Here is a 22,615-nt window from a genome sequence, read left to right as displayed (position 1 = left end):
GCCTTCGTCTCTTCTTCGGCCGTGGCGGCGTCCTCGGCCGGTGCGGCCTCGGCGTCCCCGGCTGGCAGCTCTGGCGGGTTTTCCGTGTGGCTGCGGAGGAAGGCGATCACATTCGCGCGCTTCTTCGCATCAGGAATGCCCGGAAAAGCCATCGTCGTGCCGGGTGCGAAGGCCTGCGGGTTCTTGAGCCACTCGTCCAGACGCTCATACGTCCAGGCGCCGCCCTTGTCCTTGAGCGCGGCGGAGTAGTTAAAGCCCTCAACATGCCCGACGTCGGCGCCAACCACATTGTGGAGATTCGGCCCGACCATGCTGGCACCGCCCGCGTCGAACGTATGGCAAACCTTGCAGAGTGCGGAGGCCTGCTCGCCCTTGGCCGGATCGGCTTCGGCGAGGAGTGCAAGTACTTCGGGCTTGCCGCTCTCCCCGGCCGCGTCCTCGGCTTTCTCATCGGCGGCCGGTGCTGCCTTGGGTTCTGGAATGGGCAGTGGGTTGTCGCTGTTCTGGTTTAGATAGGCTATCACGTCCGCCCTTTTCTGCAGGTCCTTGATGCCTGGGAAAGCCATGCTAGTCCCAGCCGCAAATCCCGCCGGGTTCTCGAGCCAGGCATCCATGCTCTCGAAGGTCCACTCGCCGCCATGATCCTTGAGAGCGGCGCTGTATTTGAAACCTTCGTGCGCGGCGATCTCGTGCCCGACCACACCGTAGAGGCCCGGACCGATCATGTTCGGGCCGCCCTTTTCGAAACTGTGGCAAACCTTGCAGAGCCCGACGCCTTGCTCGCCTTTGGCGGGGTCGGCCTTATTCAGCGCGGCAATGAATTCAGCGCCCTTGTCGGGGCCGTCTTTCTTCTTGTCTCCGTGAACGAGTTCTTCCTCAGCACCAGCAACCTCGTAGCCCGGCGTCGCCGGAAGGTCTTCCTCATAGATGATATCGATGAGTGTTCGCGTGCCAAAGAACAACAGCAGCGCCAATAGCACGGCCATGGCGACTTTGTTCAAGTAGTAGTGTTTCATATGCGATATCCCCCCGGCAGGAAAAAAGGCTATTTCAGAATAGCTCTTGCGACGCTGGCTGACACTATAAGGGGCTGCGGATTGTTGCAACTGAGAGAATCAGCGCATCCAGCGACACTACTGCCAAGCACATTTCAACGCTAACAAACGGGAACAAATGACAAAATCTATAGTCGTCATTCCTGCGCGGCTTGCTGCAACCCGTCTGCCGGACAAGCCGCTGGCGGAGATCGCAGGCGAGCCCATGATTGTTCACGTATGGCGGCGCGCTATCGAGGCGCAATGCGGCCCGGTTTTGGTCGCAACCGATTCGCCAGCCGTCCAGGACGCCGTCGCCAGCGCCGGAGGCGAGTCGGTCCTCACCCGGATTGACCATGCGAGCGGGTCCGACCGAATTCACGAGGCTCTGCAGGAAGCCGACCCGGACCGTACTTTCGATGTGGTCATCAACCTGCAAGGCGATCTGCCGACGCTCGAGCCTGCGTTGGTCCGCAAATGCGTCGAGGCTCTCGAAGAAGGCGGTGCCGACATCGGTACGATCGCGGCCGAGATCGTACGCGCCGAGGAGCGCGCCAATCCCAATGTCGTAAAGGTGGTCGGAACGCCGCTCGCACGCGGCGGCATCCTCAATGCACTCTACTTCACCCGTGCAACGGCGCCTTATGGCGAGGGGCCGCTGTATCATCACATCGGGCTTTACGCCTATCGCCGCGCTGCGCTGGAGTGCTTCGTCGGCTTGCGTCCCTCACCGCTCGAGACGCGGGAGAAACTTGAACAGCTCCGCGCGCTCGAAGCGGGCATGCGCCTTCATGTCGGCCTCGTTGACACGGTTCCGCTCGGTGTCGATACTCCCGCCGACCTCACGCGGGCGCGCGAAATTCTTGAAACCTATTAGGAATTTCCGTCTGTCCCGCCCGATCCACCAGCAACGAAGTCAACACAGCGATGGCTAGAAAGCGCCCGAACAGAATCGCCTTCCAGGGGGAGCCCGGAGCCAATTCGCATCTGGCGGCGAACGATGCCTATCCTGACATGGAGGCCCTGCCATGCGCGACCTTTGAAGACGCGCTGGCTGCCGTGAAGGCGGGCGCAGCGAAGCTCGCCATGATCCCCATCGAAAACTCGGTGGCGGGACGTGTGGCCGATATTCATCATCTGCTGCCCCATTCGGATCTCTACATCATTGGAGAGCATTTCGAGCGCATCCGGCATCAGTTGCTGACATTGCCCGGTGCCAAGCTGGCCGGCCTCAAATCCGTCCATAGCCACATCATGGCGCTCGGCCAGTGCAGGAAGGTCATCGCCGACTTAAAGCTCACGCCAGTGACCGAGGCCGATACTGCTGGCGCGGCGCGGCGCGTCAGCGAGGCGGCCGATCCGACGCGAGGTGCGATCGCCTCGAAGCTCGCCGCGCAAATCTATGGGTTGCGGATAGCCAAAAAGGACGTCGAGGACGCGGCTCACAACACGACACGGTTTGTGGTCCTGTCCGCCAAGCCAGTAAAGACCAAGGCCAAGGACGGGCCTGTCATCACCACCTTTGTGTTCCGCGTGCGCAATGTGCCAGCGGCCCTCTACAAAGGTCTGGGCGGCTTCGCAACGAATGGGGTGAACATGACGAAGCTGGAGTCCTACCAGTTGGAGGGTTCGTTCAACGCGACCATGTTCTATGCTGACGTCGAAGGACACCCCGATGCGCGGCCCGTGCAACTCGCCCTTGAGGAACTCGACTTCTACACGAGCGAGATCACGCTGCTCGGCACCTATCCGGCGAGCCCCTTCCGGCGGACCTTAAAGGCGTAAGAGGGAGCCAGACCTTGGCGGCGAAGAGATAGTAGCCGATGGTTGCGAAGTTCCGCGCCAGCGCCTTCAACTCTTGGAGCTGTGGGATCGCGTCGAAGATCTCGACGTCCGCGACATAGGGCTACAAGTCCACCGCGCCGCCTATATCGGTGAAGGAGTGAACATTCACGCCTGCAGTATTGGAGGTCATGGCGGTTGGGATCCTAGTAGATGACGAAGGATACGCCCATGACGCAGCGCGCGCCATCGAGCTCGCCGGGGAACTTGCAGACGCTCAAAGTCGCTTTGCCCTTCTCGGATTGGTCGACATACTCGTGCCGGAAGATGGGTTCGCCGGTCCGCAAGACCTCGCGATCGTCCGTCCTGAGGGCATCGGCGTTGTCCGCCCAAAGGAGCTCGTCATCGGTCTTTCCGGCCACGTCCTGCCTGGCGAAGGCGTTGATGGTCCGATTGCCCCAAATGTAGCGGCCGTCCGCGTCTTTCGCCCAAAAGAGAAACGGCATCGCGTCGAAGACTTCGAGCTGGCTGCGTTGCACGCGGTCCTCCTGTCTGACCATCTAGGGCGCAAATGCGACAATCTTTCAGATTGGTGCTGGGTGTGCTTGCCACAAGCCCCGCCTTCGCCGATATATGGGCCAGGGAGGTTGGCGGCAGGCGCGTGCCTCGCCAACCGGGTCAGGTCCGGAAGGAAGCAGCCCTAACGAGCGTTTCGCGGGTTGATTGTCCAGCCTCCCACCTTTCCCATGCGTCTTCTCTATGCGTCGCGTAAACTCCTTGGGGGCGGCGATTCTGCTTCCCGTCGTTGAAGAGCCGGCTTCTATCGAAGCCAAGGCGTGAGTGCTCCGTTCTCGATGTCCGAAAATCAGACCCAGCACCCGACCCAAAATGCGGCAGCGAGGCACGCGGCCCTCGCGCGCAAATACCGGCCGCAAGTGTTTGCCGAGCTCATCGGCCAGGACCCGCTAGTGCGCACCTTGCGCAATGCCTTCGCCTCGGGCCGCATTGCCCAGGCTTACATGCTCACGGGCGTACGCGGCGTGGGCAAGACAACCACAGCGCGGTTGGTGGCCCGGGCGCTCAACTATGAAGGGCCGAATGGCGAGGGCGCCGCGATCGATATCGAACAAGAGGGTGTCCACTGCCGGGCCATCCTGGAGGGACGGCATCTCGACGTGATCGAAATGGACGCGGCGTCCCATACAGGCATCGACGACATTCGCGATCTGATCGAAAGCGCCCACTACAAGCCCAACTCGGCGCGCTACAAGGTCTACATCATCGATGAGGTGCACATGCTCTCCAAGCAGGCCTTTAACGGCCTGTTGAAGACGCTCGAGGAGCCGCCCGAGCATGTGAAATTCATCTTCGCCACCACCGAAGTCCGCAAAGTACCGGTTACGGTGCTGTCGCGCTGCCAGCGCTTCGATCTGAAACGGATCGGTATCGAGACGCTTACGGGCCACCTTGCGCGCATCGCCAAGGAAGAGGGCACGCAGGCGGAACCGGCGGCGTTGTCGCTGATTGCGCGGGCCGGCGAGGGATCGGTGCGCGATGCGCTCTCCATCCTCGACCGCGCCATCGCCTTCGGGTCCGGCCAGATCGAGGCAGCCACCATTCGAGAGCTTCTAGGCCTTGCCGACCGCGGGCGCATCTTCGATTTGCTTGAGATAGTGCTAAAGGGCGATGCGGGCGGGGCGCTCACTGTTCTTGACCAGCTCAACCGCGATGGCGCCGAGCCCGGCCAAGTAATCACTGACCTCGCCGACGCAGTACACGCGGTCACGGTCGCGAAGGCCGCAGGGGCTGGCAGTATAGACCCGGCTGCAGCCGAAGCGGAGCGCGGCCGCATCGAAGACCTTGCGAGGCGCCTGTCGATGCCCGTGCTGGCGCGTGCCTGGCAGATGCTGCTCAAGGGCCATGACGAAGTACGCAGCAGCCCCCGGCCGCTCGCCGCCGCGGACATGGTGCTGATCCGGCTGGCCTATGTGGGCGACCTGCCGCCGCCCGGCGAGGTTGCGCGCAATACCAGCGGCGAACGCGAGTCGGCAAAGGAGACCCCGCGCGCCGAGACGAGTTCGGCCGATGCCTCTCCTGCGGCGGCTGCACCATCGGCAGAGGTGGGCCCCTCGGCCGCCGAGGTGCCCACGACTGCGAGCGTGCACGGCCAGCGCGATGAGCCTCCCGTAGCCGAAAGCGAGAACCCAGCCCCCCCAGGGCTGGCGGAGGCGCCAAATCTGGAGCCTGACGCTGGGCCCGCGCCGGAGCATCCCCTGCCGCAAAGCTTCGCCGATGTGGTGGCGCTCGCGGATGCAAAGCGTGACCTGAAGCTGAAAAATGCTCTGATGGAGCAGGTGCGGCTCGTACACTTTAAGCCGGGCGATATCGCACTCAACCCGCTCCCCCTCGCGGCACCCGACCTGTTGCAGGAGTTGATGCGGAAACTCAAAACCTGGACCGGGCGAGTGTGGATCGTCTCGACGAGCGATCAGGAAGGCGCGCAGCCGTTGGGCGCCCAGCGCCGGGCGGCCGGTGCCCGTGAAATCGAGGCGCTTGAGGCTCATCCGGCCGTTCAAGAAATGCGGCGGCACTTTCCGGGTGCGATAATTAAAGACGTTCGCGTGGCGGCACCAGATCCGGCAGCAGCCGACAACGCCCCGGACGACCTTGGTGATGCGCACGACTCCGGGGACGCGGACCTCCTTAAGAAGGGTGGAAACAACTAAGGCTGGCCGAACGACGTTCAGATATCGAAACGCGACGAAATGGGAACGCGATGAAAAACTTCACGCAGATGATGAAGCAGGCGCAGGAGCTGCAAGGCCGCATGCAGGACATGCAGGCCGAGATGGAGGCCTTGACCTGCGACGGCCGGGCCGGCGCCGGGATGGTGATCGTCACCCTGAACGGCAAGGGCGAAATGAAAGGGGTCACCATCGATCCGTCGATGCTGAAGCCGGAGGAGGCCGAGATTCTAGAGGATCTCATTGTCGCCGCCCATGCCGATGCGAAGCTGAAGGTCGAAGAGGCCATGAAGGAAAAAATGTCCGCGCTCACCGGCGGCTTGCCGATCCCGCCCGGCTTCAAACTCTTCTAGCTACACAGACCGCGCCGTCGCGTCAGGGAGACGGCGCACTATATCGCATGCTGCGGCGCACCTCCGCCATGCTGCGCTGCCTGGTGCATGATCGAACCATCCCGGTTTTGAACGGACCATAACCGTCGATGGGACGGACGGCCGAGACCCGCGCGGCCCCATTGGACGTCGTGCCACAGCGCAGCCTTGGCTCAGCTCCTCAAGGGCACCCGCGAAAGTCGCACCGGAGGCCCTCCTGCAATATCTCGAGCAGAAGGACTTCGAGAAAGCCGCCTAGCAGCAGACGTCCGTGAACGCGTCACCTGCGTTTGCGTTTATCTCCGATCTAGATCGACGGCACGACTCAGCTAAGCTGGGCCGTGTCGTCGGCGTTTTGGCCCATGCCACGCCGGTTTCCAATACGTGGAGCGACCCTCGCGGGGTCCAGAGTTCTTTAGGAGGATGCGGTCCATGGCGCGCGCGGCGGCTGGTCCCGAGATCGAGCGGCTGATTCAGCTCCTGGCGCGCCTGCCGGGGCTCGGACCTCGTTCGGCCCGGCGCGCGGCGCTGCATCTGGTGAAGAAGAAGGAGCAACTGCTCGACCCGCTGGCCGTGGCGCTGGCAGAGACCCGCGACACGATTCTCACCTGCGAGACTTGCGGCAATATCGATACGCAAAGTCCGTGCACGCTCTGCCAGGACGCAACCCGCGACCGCTCCCTGATCTGCGTCGTGGAGGAGGTGGGCGATCTGTGGGCGCTGGAGCGGGCGGCGGTCGTGAACGGGCTCTATCACGTGCTGGGCGGAACGCTGTCGCCACTCGATGGGGTCGGCCCCGACGATCTCAACATCCCGATGCTGATCGAGCGGGCGGGCAAGAGCGAAGTGACCGAAGTCCTGCTTGCTCTCAATGCAACCGTCGAAGGGCAGTCCACGGCCCATTACCTAACCGACCAACTCGCGGACTGCCAAGTCTCGGTCTCGCGCCTCGCGCAAGGCGTGCCCATTGGCGGCGAACTCGACTATCTGGACGAAGGCACGCTCGCCGCCGCCGTTAAGGCGCGGAAGTCGATGGGCGGTCTTTGAATTTACCGAGTCTGGGCAGGAGCGGGCGCACCGCCGCCCTCAATTTCGCGGAGCATTCTCTGGCCTTCGGCGCCGATCTTCTGCCAGCATTTGGCCGGCAGGTCAGCCTTTGCGGGTATGTCCCAGTGAATATCCGACTCGATCTCCCCGCCGACCCAGATCCTGGCGAACAGCCCTAGGGTTGCGGCGCCAAACACGCCGACGATCCACAGATGGCGCCCGCCGTCGCTCATTAGCTGGTTTCCTCTTGCGCCTCCACAAGCTCCGCGTCATCCGGGTCTTGGTCTTCCGCATTCCAGGGCGCCACTTTCAGCAACATCAGCATGCCGGGAATCGCCAGGAGAACACAGATGACGAAGAAATGGGTCCAGCCCACGGCTTCGACGATGAAACCCGTCGTTGCGTTGGCCACTGTCCGCGGAACGGCAATGAGACTTGAGAACAGGGCGAATTGGGTGGCGGTGAAGGCTTTGCTGGTTTCCCGGGCCATGAAGGCCGTCAGTGCGACCGTGCCGAGGCCGACGGCGAGGTACTCGCCGCTGACGACGACGAACAAGCCCGCCAGCGAGTGTCCGGCCTGGCTCAGCCAGATATAGGGAACGATGGTGAGGAGTTGCACGAAGCCGAACATCCACAGTGCGCGGTTGATGCTCACCTTGAGCATGACGATGCCGCCGATCGTCGCGCCGGCGAGCACGGCCCACAGACCGGCGAATTTGGCTACGCTGCCGATCTCGGTCTTAGTGTACCCCATGTCGAGGTAGAAGGGCGTGGCCAGCGCCGTCGCCATGTTGTCCCCGAGCTTATAGAGGAACAGGAAGGCGAGAATCGCGAGCCCGGCTTTGATGCCGTCGCGGCTGAAGAACTCCACGAACGGATCAATCACCGCTTCCCGCAAAGTATGCGGCGCCAATTCGTCGTCGCTCTCCTCCTTGATCAGCAAGGTGGTCACGATGCCGATCAGCATGAAGGCCGCGGTGATCCAGAACACCGTGGACCACGGCAGATGGTCGGCCAGGATCAAAGCCAGAGAGCCCGGCACCAGACCGGACAAACGGTACGCGTTGATCCAAAACGACGTTCCCGTCCCGAGTTCGTCGTCGGCCAGCAACTCCCGCCGGTAAGCGTCGATGACGATGTCCTGGCTGGCGCTGAACAAGGCGACGGCAAAGACAAGCCAAACGATCGCTTGGAGCGAGGTCGCTGGATTGAAGTGACCCAAGAGGCCGATCGAGACGAGCAGTAGCGCTTGGGTCAGTAAGGCCCAGCCGCGGCGGCGTCCTAAGAAGGGCAGCTTGAACCGGTCCATCACGGGGGACCACAGGAACTTCCAGGTATACGGCAGCCCGACCAGGGCAAACAACCCGATCGTGGCAAGATCTACGCCGTTGTCGCGCAGCCAGGCCGGCACCAGGGACACCAGCACGAACAGCGGCATGCCCGAGCTGAAGCCCAGGAAAATACAGGCCAGCATCTTCCTGGTGAACAGGATCTCGGTCCAGTTGCGGCGAACGTCCGCAATGTCGGATTGTTTAGGGGTTCCCTCGGTGGACGTCATAGGTCGTTCTTACCAGCCGGCCGCCCATCCGTCATCGCTTCGCGCCCGCTTGTCCCGTGAAATGCACCCCTCGAAAAGGCCAAACGCTGCCCAAGATCACGGTGAGCTTTAAGTTCCCACTTGCGAATGATTTGCAACTGACGCTATGCTGCATCGCAATAGGATGGTTCACTGGATCGAGGAGGCGTCAGGTGACAGCGCGTTTGGCTGGGCAGTTCCAGGGATTGATCGCAGCATTGGCTGTATTGGCATTGGTGGGGCTTGCCAGCTGTGGGGATCAGGAGTCGGCTTCGAAGGGCGATGATGCCGCGAACGACAAATTCCGCGTGGTGACGACCTTCACCGTGATTCAGGACATCGCCCAGAACGTCGCCGGCGATGCGGCCGTGGTCGAATCGATCACCAAGCCCGGCGCGGAGATTCACGACTACCAGCCCACGCCGGGCGACATCGTCAAAGCTCAGGACGCGGATCTTGTCCTATGGAATGGCTTCAACCTGGAGCGCTGGTTCGAGAAATTCTTTCAAAACATCAAGGACGTGCCCAGCGTCGTCGTGAGCGATGGGATCGAGCCCATGGGCATCACGGAAGGTCCATATAACGGCAAACCCAATCCGCATGCCTGGATGTCGCCCGCAAGCGCGCTCCAATACGTTGAGAACATCCGCAAGGCGCTCGTGAAATACGACCCAGGAAACACTGAGGTCTACAACACCAACGCGGCGGCATACGCGGACAAGATCAAGGCGATGGATGCGCCGCTTCGCGAAAGGCTCGAGGCGATCCCCGAAGAGCAGCGCTGGCTCGTGACATCCGAGGGCGCGTTTTCTTATCTTGCTCGGGACTACAACATGCGCGAGGCTTATCTTTGGCCGATCAATGCGGATCAGCAGGGCACGCCGCAGCAAGTCCGAAGTGTCATCGAGCTTGTAAAGTCGAACCGCATACCGGTCGTGTTTTCCGAAAGTACCGTCTCGGACCACGCGGCAAAGCAAGTCGCCAAGGAAAGTGGTGCGTCCTATGGCGGGGTTCTCTACGTGGACTCACTTAGCAAGCAGGGCGGTCCCGTTCCCACCTATCTCGACCTCCTTAGCGTCACGGTCGACACAGTCGCAAAGGGGTTTGAGAATGCCGATGAGCCGTCTTGATTCTCTGACCCGTTCCGACACGCTGGCGAGGCCTGCAAGTATCGCCGTCCAAGATGTCAGCGTCACCTATCCCAATGGGTTCACGGCCGTGCGCGACGCCTCGTTCGAACTTGGCCCGGGCACGATCTGCGCCCTTGTAGGGGTGAACGGCAGTGGCAAGTCGACCATCTTCAAAGCGATCATGGGTTTTGTTACGCCCTCCGCCGGCCAAGTGCGCTTGTGCGGTTTGCCGGTCGAGAAGGCGGTATCGCAAAATATCATTGCCTATGTGCCCCAGAGCGAGGACGTCGACTGGAACTTTCCTGTGCTGGTCGAAGATGTCGTCATGATGGGCCGCTACGGACACATGAATCTGTTTCGCATTCCGTCCAAGGAAGATCGCCGCCAGGTCGACGAGGCCTTGGAGCGTGTGAACATGAGCGAATATCGCACGCGGCAGATCGGCGAGCTTTCCGGTGGCCAGAAGAAGCGTGTGTTCCTGGCCCGCGCCCTGGCCCAAGAGGGGCGCATCATCCTGCTCGACGAACCGTTTACCGGCATCGACGTAATGACTGAGGCCGCGATTATCGAGCTGCTGCGCGAGTTACGCGACGCCGGTTGCTTGATTCTTGTCTCGACGCATAATCTCGGCAGCGTGCCCGACTTCTGCGATCAGGTCGTGTTGCTCGATCGGACGGTGCTTGCCGCGGGCCCGACAGCCGAGACTTTTACCCAAGAAAATCTGGAGCGCACGTTCGGCGGTGTGCTGCGCAATTTCGAACTCAGCGGACATGCGCTCCACGAAGACGATGACGCTCGCAGCCTCAACGTCATCACAGACGACGAGCGGCCGCTGGTGTTCTATGGCGTTAAGAAGAGCAAAGAGAAAGACGAGAAACGCGATCGGGATGGCGCGGAATGAGCGACTTCCTGGCCGAACTCATTGTGCCGTTCTCCTACGACTACATGTGGAAGGCCATGTGGGTCAGCGCACTTGTCGGCGCGGTCTGCGCCTTCTTGTCCTGCTATCTCATGCTGAAAGGCTGGTCATTGATGGGCGATGCGCTCGGCCATTCTATCGTGCCCGGGGTCGCCGGCGCATACATCATCGGCGCGCCCTTTGCCGCGGGCGCCTTCTTCGCCGGCATTCTGGCGGCGCTTGGCATGGCGTTCGTGAAACAACACTCGCGATTGCGCGAAGACGCCACGATCGGTCTCGTGTTCACGACACTGTTCGCGCTCGGCCTGCTCATGGCCTCGCTGCACCCGACCTCCGTTTCGATCCAAACCATCGTGCTGGGCAACATTCTCGCCATCCCCGATGAGGACGCGATGCAGGTCGTCGTCATCGCGGCTATCTCCTTCGCGGTCTTGCTGTTCATCTGGAAGGATCTGATGGTCACGTTTTTCGACGAGACCTATGCGCGGAGCATCGGCCTCAAGACGCGGACGTTGAAGATCGTCTTCTTTACGCTCCTCAGCGCGTGCACGGTGGCTGCACTGCAGACCGTTGGGGCGTGTCTCGTAATTGCGCTGGTGGTAACGCCGGGCGCCACGGCCTACCTCCTGACTGATCGCTTCGACCGGCTTATCGCAATCGCGGTTGCTATCGGAATGTTCACCAGCTTCGTCGGCGCCTATCTCAGCTACTTCATCGACGGCGCAACCGGCGGTGTCATCGTGACTCTACAAACGCTGCTGTTCCTCGCGGCCTTCTACTTCGCACCGAAGCATGGCGTGATCGCCGCGCGCCGCAAGGCCCGCGTGGTGAAGGAGGACAGTCTGCGCAGGGACCGCGTGTTTCAGGATGGCGACACCGTTCGGGAGACCGCCTGATGGACCCAATCGCATTCTTCATCGAGCCATTCGCCTACGACTTCATGCAGCGTGCGCTCGGCATGGCGCTTCTTGTCGCCGCGGTCTGCGCCGTGTTGTCCTGCTATCTCGTGCTGAAAGGCTGGTCGCTGATGGGCGATGCGATCTCGCACGCCGTGCTGCCGGGCATTGTGATCGCCTTCGTCCTCGGGATCCCGCTGGCGGTCGGCGCGTTCGTGGCCGGTCTCGCCTGCGCGCTGATGACGGGCTATCTGAAGTACAATAGCCGCGTTAAGGAAGACACGGTGATGGGCATCGTGTTCTCAGGCATGTTCGGCTTCGGGCTCGTGCTCTTCACCAAGGTCGAGACCGATCAGCACCTCAATCACATCCTGTTCGGAAACGTGCTTGGCGTCACCACCGCCGACTTGGTCGAAACGGCGATCGTCGCCGGCGGCACGCTTCTGGTCGTGCTCGCCAAGCGCCGTGATCTCCTGCTCTATTGTTTCGATCCGAGCCATGCGCGTGCCATCGGATTGCCGGTAAACCTCTTGCACTACGGGCTCTTGGTGCTGCTGTCGCTTACCATCGTCAGCTCGATCCAGGCCGTCGGCATCATCCTCGTGATAGCTATGCTGATCGCGCCGGGCGCCACAGCCTACATCCTCACCGACCGTTTCGAACGCATGCTCGTTATTGCCGTTGTGGTGGCCTGTAGCTCGGCCGCGCTTGGGACCCTCATCAGCTTCCACATCGACGGCGCGACCGGCGCCTGCATCGTGCTGGTGCAAGCCTTCGTCTTCTTCATGGTGTTTCTGTTCTCGCCGAAGCGCGGGCTATGGCCTATCGGTAGGCTGATTGGGAGAACTGCCGGGGACGAGGCGCCAAAGAATGCCTCTGGCGCGGACGCTCGCAGCCTGGATGCGCCTTAACCCTGCTGCTTGGGCGTGCGGACCGAGCGATGTAGCATGTCGTAGACGAGCGCTGTCGACCAGCCGATCAGCATGACGCCGTTGAGGGCGGTCATCGGGCCAAGCAAATGCCATTCCGGCACGGGCACCACGTCGCCATAGCCGAGCGTCGTATAATTGCCGAATGCGAAATAGATCAGGTCGGTATTCTCAGGGACGGCGCCAACCCATTTATAGGTATAGGCCCAGATCACGCATTCGCCGAAATGGCCGATCACCAGCAGCGTGCCGGTTGCGACGATCACGAGCGTGTATTGCACAAATCCCGGGAAAGACGTGTCCGTATCGGCAAGGTCCCGGAGGGTGGCGGCGATCGCGCCAACCAGGATCGCATGAACGACCAGATTAACGAGGCTCGCGCCGCTTCCGACCGCGACTTGGTCGAGCATCGACACATTCATCGTTGAGATCCACATTGAATCGGCCGCTGCGGATTCCATGGTCGGTTCCCCCCTTTTTTGTGTTTCTAAGACGTTATTCGCCCGCCAAAAGGTCTGGTTGCCGGATAATGCGCGGTCCTTTGCTTGGGTTCCGCGCCGGCCCTTGCGGCTTGGACTGTGAAGCCGCCGCCGCGCTGGCCTGCGTCACATCTGGCGCGTGCTGAGTTACGGGCGTGCCGTTTTTTGGCGCGGGCGCGGCTTTGGCCTCTTCCTCAAAATCCAGGTGCTCGATCTTCTGGCCACGCTTGGTGATCTTGTCCGCCGAGGTGAGGATCTTGTCGATATCTGCATTGGCCTGGCCGAAGTGCCGCTGCAAGTCGAGGACCCGGTCGCGGAACCGGCCCATGTCCTCCATGAGCGTTGCGACTTCGCGTTGGATCAAATGGGCCTGCTCGCGCATCTGCACGTCCTTGAGGATGGCCTGCATGGTCTGCACCGCAAGCATCAGCATGTTCGGCGCACAAATGACGATGCGCGCGCGATAGGCCTTTTGCAGGATATCGGGGAAGTGCTCCGCCAAATCCGCCGAGATTGATTCAGAAGGGACGAACAGAATGGCCGTATCCTGCGTTTCGCCGGCGATGAAGTACTTCTCCGCCATTGCCTTGATATGTTCGCCCACGTCGGTGCGGATGCGCCGTGCGGCGTATTTCTTCTCGTCTTCGGTGCGGGCTGCGCGGAAGGCCTCGAATCCCTCTAGCGGAAACTTGGCATCGATCACCAGCCCCGCAGGTGTGTTCGGCATATGCAGGAGACAGTCCGGCCGCTTGTTGTTGGAGAGCGTCGCCTGGAACGTGTAGGCGCCTGCGGGCAAGCCGTCTTTGATAATGGCCTCCATGCGCATCTGTCCGAACGCGCCGCGCGCCTGTTTGTTGGCCAGGATCTCCTGCAGGCTGACCATGTTGCTTGAGAGTTCGGTCAGGTTCTTCTGCGCCGTATCGATGACCGCCAGCCGTTCGTTGAGGCGCGACATTGTCTCGTGTGTCTTGCGGGAACTCTCGTTGAGGTCGGTCCCCACCTTGTGGGTCATGCGGTCCAGGCGTTCGTTTACCGCGCGCGCCAATTCGCCATGGCGTGAGACGCTGATTTCCGCGAGCGTCTGGAGCCGGACTCGCATTTCGCCGAGTTGGTGATCCTGCGCGGCGGCGTCCTCTTTGCGTCGGCTGAGATGGACGATCAGCACAACAGCCAGCAGGAGGAGCGCGAGCACGGCCAATCCGGCGAGCACGAGGCCGACCAGGACAGGGTCGACTGTCATCGTCCCAATTTGCAGGGGCTCCAGAACCATCAGCGTAGCTATAGGCTGATTCGGGAAGCTAGACCAAAACCAGAACATGCGGGCGAGCATCCCGGATGGCGCTAGACGCCTCGGCATCGACAGGCCGCATTGACCCGAACGCTTCGGCTGCTTATGTCAGCGTCAGTCATGACTTCCATCTATCCCATCCTCACCATCCCTGAATCAGTGCTACGAGAGACGGCCGAGCCCGTCGAGCTCGTGGACGATGATCTGCGCAAGCTGATGGACGATATGCTGGCGACGATGTACGACGCGCCGGGCGTGGGCCTCGCCGCGCCCCAGATCGGCATTTCGCGCCGGGTGATCGTCATGGATCCGGCCCGCGACGACGAAGAACCCGCCCCGCTCGTCATGGCGAACCCCGTCATTTTGGATCGCTCCGAGGAGATGCGTATTCAAGAAGAGGGATGCCTGTCGATCCCCGACGTCACCGCCGAGGTGGAACGCCCGGCGCTGACGCGCGTGGCCTTTCTGGATCGTGAGGGCAAGCCGCAAGAGTCGGAGATCGACGGGATCCTGTCCACGATCGTCCAGCACGAGGTCGACCATCTCAACGGTGTCTTGTTCATCGACTATCTGTCCCGTCTGAAGCGCGACATGATTGTGCGGAAATTCACCAAGCAGAAGCGCGCAACGGCAATCTGACGCCCACGAAGCGGCTTCCCTTGCTCATCGAACCGGCCTAAGACCGGCCCATGCGGATCATCTTCATGGGCACGCCGGATTTCGCCGTTCCGGCTCTGCTTTCCATCGCCAAGGCGGGGCATGAGATTGCGGCTGTCTATTCGCAGCCGCCCCGGCCCGCAGGCCGCGGCATGGCCTTGCGCAAATCGCCAGTTCAGGCGGAAGCAGAGGCGCTGGGCTTGCCCGTGAGCGTGCCGGCCGGCCTCAAGAGCCCGGCCGAACAGAAGCGCTTTGCCGCGCTTGAGGCGGACGCCGCCGTGATCGTCGCCTATGGCCTCATTTTGCCCGCGGCGGTTCTGAACGGAACGCGGCGCGGCGTTTTCAACATCCATGCGTCCCTCTTACCCCGCTGGCGGGGGGCCGCGCCGATCAATCGCGCGATCATGGCGGGCGATGTGGAATCCGGCGTGTCCATCATGCGGGTGACGGAAGGCCTCGATGAGGGGCCGGTCTGCCTGATGGAACGGCTCACGATCGAAGCCGACATGACGGCAGGTGAACTGCACGATGCGCTGTCGGCTCTCGGGGCGGAGCTGATGGTGGAAGCACTTTTCTCTCTGGGGCAAGGCACGCTGCATTGCGTGGCGCAGGACGACGAAGCGGCGACCTATGCGGCGAAGCTGACGAACGAGGAAACCCGCATCGACTGGGCGCTGCCCGCGCAAGAGGTGCACGACCACGTTCGCGGGTTGTCGCCCTATCCCGGCGCCTGGTTTCAGATCGTGCAGAACGGCACGGCCGAGCGCGTGAAAGTTCAGGGTTCGACGCTCGAAAAGGCGCGCGGCGCGCCAGGCACGCTGCTGGACGACCGCTTGACGGTTGCGTGTGGCGACGGCGCCGTGCGCCTGACCCGGGTCCAGCGCGCAGGCAAGAAACCCATGCTGGCGGACGCCTTCTTGCGTGGCGTCGAGTTACCGCCCAGCAGCAGGCTTCTCTAAAGCAGGCGCGACAAGCAATGCCCCGGTACAAACTCACCTTGGAATATGACGGCACCCCCTTCGTGGGCTGGCAGGTCCAGGGCGGGCAGATGTCCGTCCAAGGACGGCTTGCTGAGGCCGTCGAGGCGTTCTCCGGCGAAGCTATGATCCCGCGCGGGGCCGGGCGCACGGATGCGGGCGTCCATGCCACGGGACAGATCGCCCATCTCGATCTTGCGAAAGATTGGGACGCGGCAAAGGTGCGCGATGCGCTGAATGCCCAGGTCCGCCCCGATCCGATCTCGGTGCTTGATTGCGAGAAAGTTGCCGAGAGCTTCGATGCGCGCTTCTCGGCTAAGGCGCGCCACTATCTTTATCGCATCGTCGATCGCCGCCCGCCTTTGGCGCTCGAACGCAGCAGGGCCTGGGGCGTCTACAAACCGATCGATGCGGAGTCGATGCACGCGGCCGCCCAGAGCCTGCTCGGCCATCACGATTTCACGACTTTCCGGTCTTCTGAATGCCAGGCGGCGTCGCCTGAGAAAACGCTCGACCGGCTAGACGTGTCGCGGCATGGCGAGATCATCCGCATCGAAGCGTCCGCGCGCTCCTTCCTGCATAATCAGGTGCGCTCCATGGTCGGGTCGTTGAAATGCGTCGGCGAAGGACGCTGGACTAAGGGCGATTTGGAGCAGGCCCTTCTGGCATGCGACCGTGGTGCCTGTGGTCCCGTGGCGCCGGCCTGCGGCCTTTACCTAGTCCAGGTTGACTATTAAGCCTCTAGCGACAGCTGAAGCGGGCGAGGGGAAGTGCATTAATGATCAGGCGCATTGCCACGGTTGGCGGGCTGACGCTCGTTTCGCGCCTCTCGGGATTCATTCGCGACGTGGTGATGGCTGCCATTCTCGGCGCCGGGCCCGTTGCTGATGCATTCTTCGTCGCCTTCCGCCTGCCCAACCATTTTCGCGCGATTTTCGCCGAAGGGGCTTTCGCAGCTGCCTTCGTGCCGGCCTATGCCCACACGCTGGAAAAAGCGGGACTCCCCGCCGCCAAGCTGTTCGCCGACCAGGTCGCGGCTGCCCTGATTGCGATCAATCTTTTCTTGCTGGCGATCGCGCTTCTGTTCACGCCGGACGTGGTCGCGCTGCTGGCGCCGGGTTTGTCCGACGATCCGGAGCGCTTCGATCTGGCCGTGGCGCTCACACGGATCACGTTTCCCTATCTCGCGCTTGTGTCGCTGGAGACGCTGTTCGCGGGCATCCTCAATGCCAACAACCGGTTTGCATCGGCAGCGGGCGCCTCCATTCTGCTCAATGTCTCGCTGATCGCCACGCTGGCGCTGACACCCTATTTCGAAAGCGCGGGCCATGCCGCCGCCTGGGGTGTGCTGATCGCGGGCGTCGCGATGGTTCTCTTGGTGGGCGGCGACGCGGAGATGCATGGCTACGGCATCCGCCTCCGCAGGCCCAAGCTGGACGAGCCGACACGGCGATTTTTGAAGGCGCTGGGACCGGCGATAATCGGCGCGGGCGGCGTGCAGCTTGCGCTCTTCGCCGACACGGTCATCGCGTCCTTCCTACCGGCCGGCTCTTTGTCCGCCCTCTACTATGCGGACCGCATCAATCAGTTGCCCATCGGCGTTGTGGGAATTGCGGTGGGGACGGTGCTCTTGCCAGAAATGTCACGCCGGCTCGCGGCGGGCGACACGGCCGGTGCGGCCAACGCCCAGGCGCGCGGCATTCAACTGGCGCTCTTGTTGACCCTCCCGTGTGCAGCGGCGGCCGTGGCCATACCCGATCTTATCATGCGGGCGCTCTTCGCCCGTGGCGCCTTCACCAACGCGGACGCCCTAGCGGCCGGACACACGCTCGCCGCCTATTCGCTCGGCCTCATTCCCTTTGTTTTGCTCAGAAGTTTCACCGCGCCGTTCTATGCGCGGGGCGATACGGCGACACCCGTCAAGGCCGCGTTACTCGCCGCGCTCGTGAACATTGCGCTCAAGGTCGTGCTGATGGGACCGCTTGCCCAAGTCGGCCTGGCGCTCGCGACGAGCGTCGGCGCTTGGATCAATCTTTGTCTTCTGGCGTTTCTCGCCCGGCGCCAGGGCTTTGCCGTGTCGGGCGCGGCTATTGGCGGGACGGTCGCGAAGTTGGCCGCAGTTGGCATCGCGTTCGCCGTCGCGCTCTATTTTGGCGCCCTCGGGCTCCGAAGCGCACTCTCCTCGATGACGTTCTTCCGCGACGAGACCACGCTGGGGATTCTCGTCGTGGTGGGCGGCATCATCTATTTCGCGGCTGTCCTTGCCGTTCTGGGGCGCGGCTGGTTCGCGGGGCTAATGAAAGAAATCGAGCGCGAGGCCGATTTGCCGCCGCCGGATGCCACGGAGCTGATCGAGGACCCCACCGACGATTCGGAAAGCATGCCCGACTCCGAACCACCGCCGAGGATTTAGCTGGGGCGCAAGGCGCTTAGGCCATTTTCAAATCCACCAGCGTCACGGTGCCGTCCTCGATCGCGCTTCCGAAGAAGATAGCGCCGATACGGGCAAAACGCTCGGGCGAGTCCGTGGCGAAGAAGCGGATCGTCCGCGGCCCACCTCCAGTGTCCGCGTGCAGGGCGGAGGCCGCGAGTGCTTCGGCGACGGCCCCCGCAGTCGTCTCCGCCGAATCCACGAGTGTGGTCTCGGCGCCCACATGGCGCTGAATGGCCGCCGCCAGAACCGGAAAGTGCGTGCAGCCCAGGACCAGCGTATCGGGCGCATCGGCGGGCGCGAAGAGCGGTTCGAGATAGTCCTCGACCGCGGCCGTCGTCGCACGCGTATCCGCCCAGCCTTCCTCGGCGAGCGCGACGAATACCTGGCAGGCTAGCTGCACTACCTGGGCATCCGCCATGAGCTGGTGGATGGCATGTGCGTACGCCGCGCCTTTGACAGTGCTCTCGGTCGCCAGCACGGCGATGCGTTTGTTGCGCGTGGCCGCGACGCCGGCGCGGGCGCCCGGTTCGATCACGCCGATCACGGGGACAGGTGCGAGCGCATCGCGCAGCGCTTCGAGCGCCACGGCCGAGGCCGTGTTGCAGGCAATCACCACCATCTTTACGTCCTCGCTGAGGAGCAGGTGCGTAGCCTGCAGCGCATAGGCGCGCACGGTGTCGGGGCTCTTGGTGCCGTAAGGCAGCCGTGCCGTATCGCCGAGATAGACGAAGTGCTCGTCCGGCAATTGGGCGGCGAGCGCCCGCAGCACGGTCAGCCCGCCCATGCCCGAATCGAACACGCCGATGGGACGCGGGTCACCCTTCATCGGTGTCCCCAAAGGTCTCGAAATAGCGGTCAATGAACCGGCGGTAGATCGCGGTGAGCGTTTCGATATCGGCAAGCGCGGCATTCTCGTCGCTCTTATGAATGGTCTGTGTCGTCAGCCCGAACTCAACCACGGGACAATAGTCCTTGATAAAGCGGGCATCCGACGTGCCACCGCCCGTCGACAGGGCCGGTGTCTTGCCGGTGAACTCTGCCACGGCCTCGGCAAGCAGCGTATCGAGCGCGCCGGGCTTGGTGAGGAACGCATCGCCGTGGGGAGCGAACTCCAACGTGAATGTGAGTTCCGTGTGCTGAAGCGCCGCGCCGATACTGTCCGTCAGCATGGCCTTCAGCGCGTCGGCCTCATGGTTGTCGTTGAAGCGTATATTGAAGCGGGCTTCTGCGTGGGCCGGAATGACATTGGTGGCTGGATTGCCCACATCGATGCTCGTCACTTCCAGATTGGAGGGCGAGAAATGGGTGCTGCCCGTATCGAGCGGCGTGTCGTAGAGCATTGCCAGCACCGAGACGATGCCCTTCACGGGATTAGAGGCAAGATGAGGATAGGCCACATGGCCTTGCTGTCCGGCCACGGTGAGATGACCGGTCAGGCTCCCGCGCCGTCCGATCTTGATGACCTCGCCAAGCGCCGTGGCGTTGGAGGGCTCGCCTACGAGGCAATGATTGGGGATAAGGCCGGCCTCCTCCATCCAAACCAGCACCTTCTTTGTTCCGTTAAGCGCGGGGCCTTCTTCGTCGCCCGTGATGAGAAAGCTGATTGTGCCGCCTACCTCGCCGTTCCGTTCGGCAACAAAATCGATCGCGGCCGCGGCGAAGCAGGCAATCGCGCCCTTCATATCCGAGGCGCCGCGTCCAAAAAGGAGCCCGTCGGCGATGTCGGCGGTGAAAGGGGAGTGGCTCCACAGGCTCTCGTCGCCTGGCGGGACGACATCCGTATGGCCCGCGAAACACAGATGCGGTGCGCCGGCGCCGATGCGCGCCACGAGATTGTCCACGTCCGGCGTGCCGCCCTCGCTAAAAGTCAGCCGTTCGCACGCAAAGCCCGCCGCAGATAGGGGCGCGGCGAGCGCGTCCAAGGCGCCTGCGTCCAGCGGCGTGATGCTGGGGCACCGGATCAAGCTTTGGGCGATTGCGACCGCGTTCTCGGCGGGCGTTGACATAAAAGGGGTCCTTAGATCTTGGAAGGCGCCCATCTCGGGCGCGGCTCCAGAACATGACGGCGTGCCAGCCCAATGGCAAGCAGGGGGAACCGCGCAAAAAGAGGCTCCGCGCACACGAGGGCCAGGACGGTGCGGGCTTAGAGCATCATGGCGCGGGCTAGGTGAGGGCCGCCAGCGGGTCGCCGCCATACTGGTTGGATCCCGGCGTTCCCTTGAGGATGCCGAGCTCGATCAAGAACCACAGCAGAACACCGAGATTGACCAGAACGCCAATCCAGCCGAGCGCGTTGAGTTGATCGGGCGTCCCAGTCAATCCCCACCCGTCGAGGAGGCTCGCGATCAGGGATGGAACCAGGCCGTATAGCGCCATCTTGCCGGGCTTGTTCCGGTCCTGGAAGCGCTTCGCGCACACCGCATAGCTGGGGAAGAACAGGGCAAGGGCGATCAGGGTTGCCAGCAGGCCACCGAAGAAGCCCGTCCCGAAGATCACCTCGATCAGAACCCCGAACACGATGCTGATGACGCCAAGGATCACCACACCGGCCCACCATTTGGCGCGGTTGATGCGGCCCTCCAGCGACGTGAAGATGTACTGCAGATCCATTGTTCCCCCCTTGGTCTGCCCCTGACGCAAGTTTCAACTTTTAGAGCCGAATCGTAACATTGCGAAGAGCACAATTCGATCCTAGCCTCATTAAACCGCAGGGTCGCGCGTCGATCTCGGCCGAGGCCGTCAGTAGTCAGCGGCGTCTCAGGTCGTATTTTAGGCCCTCAGGAGCTCGTTGATAGAAGTCTTCGAGCGGGTCTGCTCGTCGACGGTCTTCACGATCACGGCGCAATAGAGTGAGGGGCCGGGCGTCCCGTCCGGCAGCGGCTTGCCCGGCATGGAGCCGGAGACCACCACGGAGTATGGAGGCACGCGGCCCTGGTGCACGAAGCCCGTGGCCCGATCGATGATCTTGGTGGACTGGCCGATATAGACGCCCATGGAAAGCACAGAGCCTTCGCCCACGATGACCCCTTCTGCCACTTCGGCGCGTGCGCCGATAAAGCAATTGTCCTCGATAATCACGGGGTTGGCCTGCAACGGCTCGAGCACGCCGCCAATGCCTGCGCCGCCGGAAAGATGCACGTTCTTGCCGATCTGCGCGCACGAGCCGACCGTGGCCCAGGTGTCGATCATCGAGCCGCTATCCACATAGGCACCCAGATTGAGGAAGCAGGGCATGAGCACTACGCCGGGCGCGACAAAGGCCGAATGGCGCACGATGCAGCCGGGGACGGCCCGGAAGCCGGCCTCCTTAAAGTCCTTGGCCTTCCACTTCTCGAACTTCACCGGCACCTTGTCCCACCAGGACGAGCCATTGGGACCGCCGTCCATCCGCTTCTGTTCGTTCAGCTTGAATGAGAGCAGGATGGCCTTCTTCACCCATTGATTCACGACCCAGTCACCGTTGACCTTTTCCGCGACCCGCAGCTCGCCTTTGTCAAGCAGGTCCAGGACCTCCTCGACACCGTCACGCACGACGCCCTTGGTGTCCGAGTTGATGTCGGAGGCATGTTCGAAGGCGCCGTCGATGAAATTCTTCAGATGGTCGTGCGACATGAAACTCTCCCAGAACTCTCTCAGGTCATTGCGAGGCGCGCGCGGGCTGAAGAGGCAGGGCCTTCCGCAGCTTCCGCGAGCGCAGCCCCGATGGCGGCGATGAATGGCGCGAGCGCCTCCGTGCGATGGTGAATATGGTCGGGCAGTTCGGTCCAGTCCTCTCCCGCAACATGTTCGGGTCGGCCCATCGCCCGGCAGTCGATCCAGACCGTCGTCATGCCGAGCGCGTGCGCAGTCTCAAGATTATTCGGCAGGTCATCGAAAATAGCGGTCTTTTGGCCGGCGATTCCATGGGTGGCGACGAAGCGGTCGAACCCTTCGCGCGAGGGTTTCGGGTTCAGATATTCGAGCGCGTGAATATCAAAAATGTCTTCGAACCGATCAAGCACGCCGAGTTTCGCCGTGACACGTTCGGCATGCTTGCGGCAGCCATTGGTGAACACCAGTTTCCGGCCCGGCAGCGCATCGATGGCGGCGCCGAGTTCCGGCGATTGCGCGACCACGTCGAGATCAATGTCGTGGACGTAGTCGAGAAAGTCGTCCGGCTTGACGCCGTGCTGGCAGATGAGGCCAGCCAGTGTCGTGCCGTGCTCGAAATAGTAGCGCTTGCGCAGCGCGTGCGCGTCGTCGAGCGAGAGGTCCAGCGTCTCGGCGATGAACGTTCCCATGCGGTGGTCGATCTGAGCGAACAGATCGCACTCGGCCGGGTAGAGCGTGTTGTCGAGGTCGAACACCCAGGT

The 22,615-nt window shown here is 62.5% G+C and carries 24 protein-coding genes and 1 other RNA gene; 14 read left to right on the top strand and 11 right to left on the bottom strand.

What is annotated here, in order from left to right; genetic code table 11:
- The coding region (locus tag WBQ77_RS05370) for a c-type cytochrome (protein ID WP_424059262.1) at positions 1–1,016 on the bottom strand (1,016 nt) is incomplete at its 3' end.
- A 157-nt stretch (positions 1,017–1,173) separates the two neighbouring features.
- Here WBQ77_RS05370 and WBQ77_RS05365 point away from each other — a divergent pair.
- A complete protein-coding gene (locus WBQ77_RS05365) occupies positions 1,174–1,911 on the top strand; it encodes a 3-deoxy-manno-octulosonate cytidylyltransferase (protein ID WP_424042579.1) in 738 nt (245 codons plus the stop codon).
- 50 nt (positions 1,912–1,961) lie between these two features.
- On the top strand, positions 1,962–2,819 hold the full coding sequence (locus WBQ77_RS05360) for a prephenate dehydratase (protein ID WP_424042580.1): 858 nt from the start codon (positions 1,962–1,964) through the stop codon (positions 2,817–2,819).
- Between the two features lie 203 nt (positions 2,820–3,022).
- Here the strand turns inward: WBQ77_RS05360 and WBQ77_RS05355 are convergent, their stop codons facing one another.
- Positions 3,023–3,355, bottom strand: coding sequence for a PAS domain-containing protein (locus WBQ77_RS05355; RefSeq protein ID WP_424042581.1), 333 nt, complete (start codon positions 3,353–3,355; stop codon positions 3,023–3,025).
- Positions 3,356–3,456: 101 nt separating this feature from the next.
- On the opposite strand from WBQ77_RS05355, the gene ffs reads away from it, so the two are divergent.
- From ffs to recR, 4 genes are all read left to right on the top strand, one after another.
- Positions 3,457–3,557, top strand: an RNA gene (ffs, locus tag WBQ77_RS05350) — signal recognition particle sRNA small type.
- Positions 3,558–3,652: 95 nt separating this feature from the next.
- Positions 3,653–5,542 carry a DNA polymerase III subunit gamma/tau gene (locus tag WBQ77_RS05345; protein ID WP_424059260.1) on the top strand — a complete coding sequence of 630 codons (1,890 nt, stop codon included), beginning with the start codon at positions 3,653–3,655 and terminating at the stop codon, positions 5,540–5,542.
- 50 nt (positions 5,543–5,592) lie between these two features.
- Entirely contained in the window at positions 5,593–5,913 is a 321-nt protein-coding gene (locus tag WBQ77_RS05340; protein WP_424042583.1) for a YbaB/EbfC family nucleoid-associated protein, read from the top strand.
- Between the two features lie 450 nt (positions 5,914–6,363).
- On the top strand, positions 6,364–6,978 hold the full coding sequence (gene recR, locus WBQ77_RS05335; RefSeq protein WP_424042584.1) for a recombination mediator RecR: 615 nt from the start codon (positions 6,364–6,366) through the stop codon (positions 6,976–6,978).
- 2 nt (positions 6,979–6,980) lie between these two features.
- Here the strand turns inward: recR and WBQ77_RS05330 are convergent, their stop codons facing one another.
- Entirely contained in the window at positions 6,981–7,211 is a 231-nt protein-coding gene (locus tag WBQ77_RS05330; protein WP_424042585.1) for a hypothetical protein, read from the bottom strand.
- The gene (locus WBQ77_RS05325) at positions 7,211–8,536 is read right to left on the bottom strand and encodes an AmpG family muropeptide MFS transporter (protein ID WP_424042586.1); all 1,326 of its coding nucleotides are present in this window, start codon (positions 8,534–8,536) and stop codon (positions 7,211–7,213) included. The genes WBQ77_RS05330 and WBQ77_RS05325 overlap by 1 nt, the downstream gene beginning before the upstream one ends.
- A gap of 254 nt (positions 8,537–8,790) precedes the next feature.
- Here WBQ77_RS05325 and WBQ77_RS05320 point away from each other — a divergent pair, with 254 nt between their 5' ends.
- The 4 genes from WBQ77_RS05320 to WBQ77_RS05305 are packed head-to-tail and all read left to right on the top strand — an operon-like array spanning position 8,791 to position 12,410.
- The gene (locus WBQ77_RS05320) at positions 8,791–9,684 is read left to right on the top strand and encodes a metal ABC transporter substrate-binding protein (RefSeq protein ID WP_424059264.1); all 894 of its coding nucleotides are present in this window, start codon (positions 8,791–8,793) and stop codon (positions 9,682–9,684) included.
- On the top strand, positions 9,671–10,585 hold the full coding sequence (locus WBQ77_RS05315; RefSeq protein WP_424042587.1) for a manganese/iron ABC transporter ATP-binding protein: 915 nt from the start codon (positions 9,671–9,673) through the stop codon (positions 10,583–10,585). The genes WBQ77_RS05320 and WBQ77_RS05315 overlap by 14 nt, the downstream gene beginning before the upstream one ends.
- A complete protein-coding gene (locus tag WBQ77_RS05310; RefSeq protein WP_424042588.1) occupies positions 10,582–11,499 on the top strand; it encodes a metal ABC transporter permease in 918 nt (305 codons plus the stop codon). The genes WBQ77_RS05315 and WBQ77_RS05310 overlap by 4 nt, the downstream gene beginning before the upstream one ends.
- Entirely contained in the window at positions 11,499–12,410 is a 912-nt protein-coding gene (locus tag WBQ77_RS05305; protein ID WP_424042589.1) for a metal ABC transporter permease, read from the top strand. Before WBQ77_RS05310 ends, WBQ77_RS05305 begins: the two co-directional genes overlap by 1 nt.
- Here WBQ77_RS05305 and WBQ77_RS05300 read toward each other — a convergent pair.
- Positions 12,407–12,889: an ion channel gene (locus WBQ77_RS05300; RefSeq protein ID WP_424059258.1), complete on the bottom strand. Its 483-nt coding sequence runs from the start codon at positions 12,887–12,889 to the stop codon at positions 12,407–12,409. The two genes, WBQ77_RS05305 and WBQ77_RS05300, sit on opposite strands and share 4 nt — an antisense overlap.
- A 34-nt stretch (positions 12,890–12,923) precedes the next feature.
- Entirely contained in the window at positions 12,924–14,177 is a 1,254-nt protein-coding gene (locus WBQ77_RS05295) for a DNA recombination protein RmuC (RefSeq protein ID WP_424042591.1), read from the bottom strand.
- 138 nt (positions 14,178–14,315) lie between these two features.
- Here WBQ77_RS05295 and def point away from each other — a divergent pair, with 138 nt between their 5' ends.
- The 4 genes from def to murJ are packed head-to-tail and all read left to right on the top strand — an operon-like array spanning position 14,316 to position 18,242.
- Positions 14,316–14,834 carry a peptide deformylase gene (gene def, locus WBQ77_RS05290; RefSeq protein ID WP_424059257.1) on the top strand — a complete coding sequence of 173 codons (519 nt, stop codon included), beginning with the start codon at positions 14,316–14,318 and terminating at the stop codon, positions 14,832–14,834.
- 50 nt (positions 14,835–14,884) lie between these two features.
- Positions 14,885–15,811, top strand: a complete 927-nt coding sequence (gene fmt / locus WBQ77_RS05285) for a methionyl-tRNA formyltransferase (protein ID WP_424059255.1) — start codon at positions 14,885–14,887, stop codon at positions 15,809–15,811.
- A 17-nt stretch (positions 15,812–15,828) separates the two neighbouring features.
- On the top strand, positions 15,829–16,566 hold the full coding sequence (gene truA / locus WBQ77_RS05280) for a tRNA pseudouridine(38-40) synthase TruA (protein WP_424042594.1): 738 nt from the start codon (positions 15,829–15,831) through the stop codon (positions 16,564–16,566).
- A gap of 41 nt (positions 16,567–16,607) precedes the next feature.
- The gene (murJ, locus tag WBQ77_RS05275; RefSeq protein WP_424059253.1) at positions 16,608–18,242 is read left to right on the top strand and encodes a murein biosynthesis integral membrane protein MurJ; all 1,635 of its coding nucleotides are present in this window, start codon (positions 16,608–16,610) and stop codon (positions 18,240–18,242) included.
- A gap of 16 nt (positions 18,243–18,258) precedes the next feature.
- On the opposite strand, the gene murI is transcribed toward murJ, so the two are convergent.
- From murI to WBQ77_RS05250, 5 genes are all read right to left on the bottom strand, one after another.
- The gene (murI, locus tag WBQ77_RS05270) at positions 18,259–19,089 is read right to left on the bottom strand and encodes a glutamate racemase (RefSeq protein WP_424059251.1); all 831 of its coding nucleotides are present in this window, start codon (positions 19,087–19,089) and stop codon (positions 18,259–18,261) included.
- On the bottom strand, positions 19,079–20,269 hold the full coding sequence (gene dapE, locus WBQ77_RS05265) for a succinyl-diaminopimelate desuccinylase (RefSeq protein ID WP_424042597.1): 1,191 nt from the start codon (positions 20,267–20,269) through the stop codon (positions 19,079–19,081). Before dapE ends, murI begins: the two co-directional genes overlap by 11 nt.
- Before the next feature lie 157 nt (positions 20,270–20,426).
- A complete protein-coding gene (locus WBQ77_RS05260) occupies positions 20,427–20,873 on the bottom strand; it encodes a DUF805 domain-containing protein (protein ID WP_424042598.1) in 447 nt (148 codons plus the stop codon).
- A 159-nt stretch (positions 20,874–21,032) separates the two neighbouring features.
- Complete coding sequence (gene dapD / locus WBQ77_RS05255; RefSeq protein WP_424059249.1) at positions 21,033–21,875, bottom strand: 2,3,4,5-tetrahydropyridine-2,6-dicarboxylate N-succinyltransferase; 843 nt, start codon at positions 21,873–21,875, stop codon at positions 21,033–21,035.
- Between the two features lie 20 nt (positions 21,876–21,895).
- Positions 21,896–22,615, bottom strand: a 720-nt coding sequence (locus tag WBQ77_RS05250) for a pyrimidine 5'-nucleotidase (RefSeq protein WP_424059247.1), incomplete at its 5' end; no start/stop codon positions are given.

The sequence above is a fragment of the Methyloceanibacter sp. genome, from assembly GCF_049590335.1.
GTDB lineage: Bacteria > Pseudomonadota > Alphaproteobacteria > Rhizobiales > Methyloligellaceae > Methyloceanibacter.
The sequence above is the reverse complement of the archived record's forward strand: the minus strand, read 5'-3'. Positions and strand labels throughout refer to the sequence as shown.

Bases quoted from the DNA above. Each gene is read 5' to 3' on its own strand.
- WBQ77_RS05365 (WP_424042579.1), top strand. From the start codon at position 1,174: ATGACAAAATCTATAGTCGTCATTCCTGCGCGGCTTGCTGCAACCCGT.
- WBQ77_RS05360 (WP_424042580.1), top strand. From the start codon at position 1,962: ATGGCTAGAAAGCGCCCGAACAGAATCGCCTTCCAGGGGGAGCCCGGA.
- WBQ77_RS05340 (WP_424042583.1), top strand. From the start codon at position 5,593: ATGAAAAACTTCACGCAGATGATGAAGCAGGCGCAGGAGCTGCAAGGC.
- recR (WP_424042584.1), top strand. From the start codon at position 6,364: ATGGCGCGCGCGGCGGCTGGTCCCGAGATCGAGCGGCTGATTCAGCTC.
- WBQ77_RS05330 (WP_424042585.1), bottom strand. From the start codon at position 7,211: ATGAGCGACGGCGGGCGCCATCTGTGGATCGTCGGCGTGTTTGGCGCC.
- WBQ77_RS05325 (WP_424042586.1), bottom strand. From the start codon at position 8,536: ATGACGTCCACCGAGGGAACCCCTAAACAATCCGACATTGCGGACGTT.
- WBQ77_RS05315 (WP_424042587.1), top strand. From the start codon at position 9,671: ATGAGCCGTCTTGATTCTCTGACCCGTTCCGACACGCTGGCGAGGCCT.
- WBQ77_RS05310 (WP_424042588.1), top strand. From the start codon at position 10,582: ATGAGCGACTTCCTGGCCGAACTCATTGTGCCGTTCTCCTACGACTAC.
- WBQ77_RS05305 (WP_424042589.1), top strand. From the start codon at position 11,499: ATGGACCCAATCGCATTCTTCATCGAGCCATTCGCCTACGACTTCATG.
- WBQ77_RS05300 (WP_424059258.1), bottom strand. From the start codon at position 12,889: ATGGAATCCGCAGCGGCCGATTCAATGTGGATCTCAACGATGAATGTG.
- WBQ77_RS05295 (WP_424042591.1), bottom strand. From the start codon at position 14,177: ATGGTTCTGGAGCCCCTGCAAATTGGGACGATGACAGTCGACCCTGTC.
- def (WP_424059257.1), top strand. From the start codon at position 14,316: ATGACTTCCATCTATCCCATCCTCACCATCCCTGAATCAGTGCTACGA.
- fmt (WP_424059255.1), top strand. From the start codon at position 14,885: ATGCGGATCATCTTCATGGGCACGCCGGATTTCGCCGTTCCGGCTCTG.
- truA (WP_424042594.1), top strand. From the start codon at position 15,829: ATGCCCCGGTACAAACTCACCTTGGAATATGACGGCACCCCCTTCGTG.
- murJ (WP_424059253.1), top strand. From the start codon at position 16,608: ATGATCAGGCGCATTGCCACGGTTGGCGGGCTGACGCTCGTTTCGCGC.
- murI (WP_424059251.1), bottom strand. From the start codon at position 19,089: ATGAAGGGTGACCCGCGTCCCATCGGCGTGTTCGATTCGGGCATGGGC.
- dapE (WP_424042597.1), bottom strand. From the start codon at position 20,269: ATGTCAACGCCCGCCGAGAACGCGGTCGCAATCGCCCAAAGCTTGATC.
- WBQ77_RS05260 (WP_424042598.1), bottom strand. From the start codon at position 20,873: ATGGATCTGCAGTACATCTTCACGTCGCTGGAGGGCCGCATCAACCGC.
- dapD (WP_424059249.1), bottom strand. From the start codon at position 21,875: ATGTCGCACGACCATCTGAAGAATTTCATCGACGGCGCCTTCGAACAT.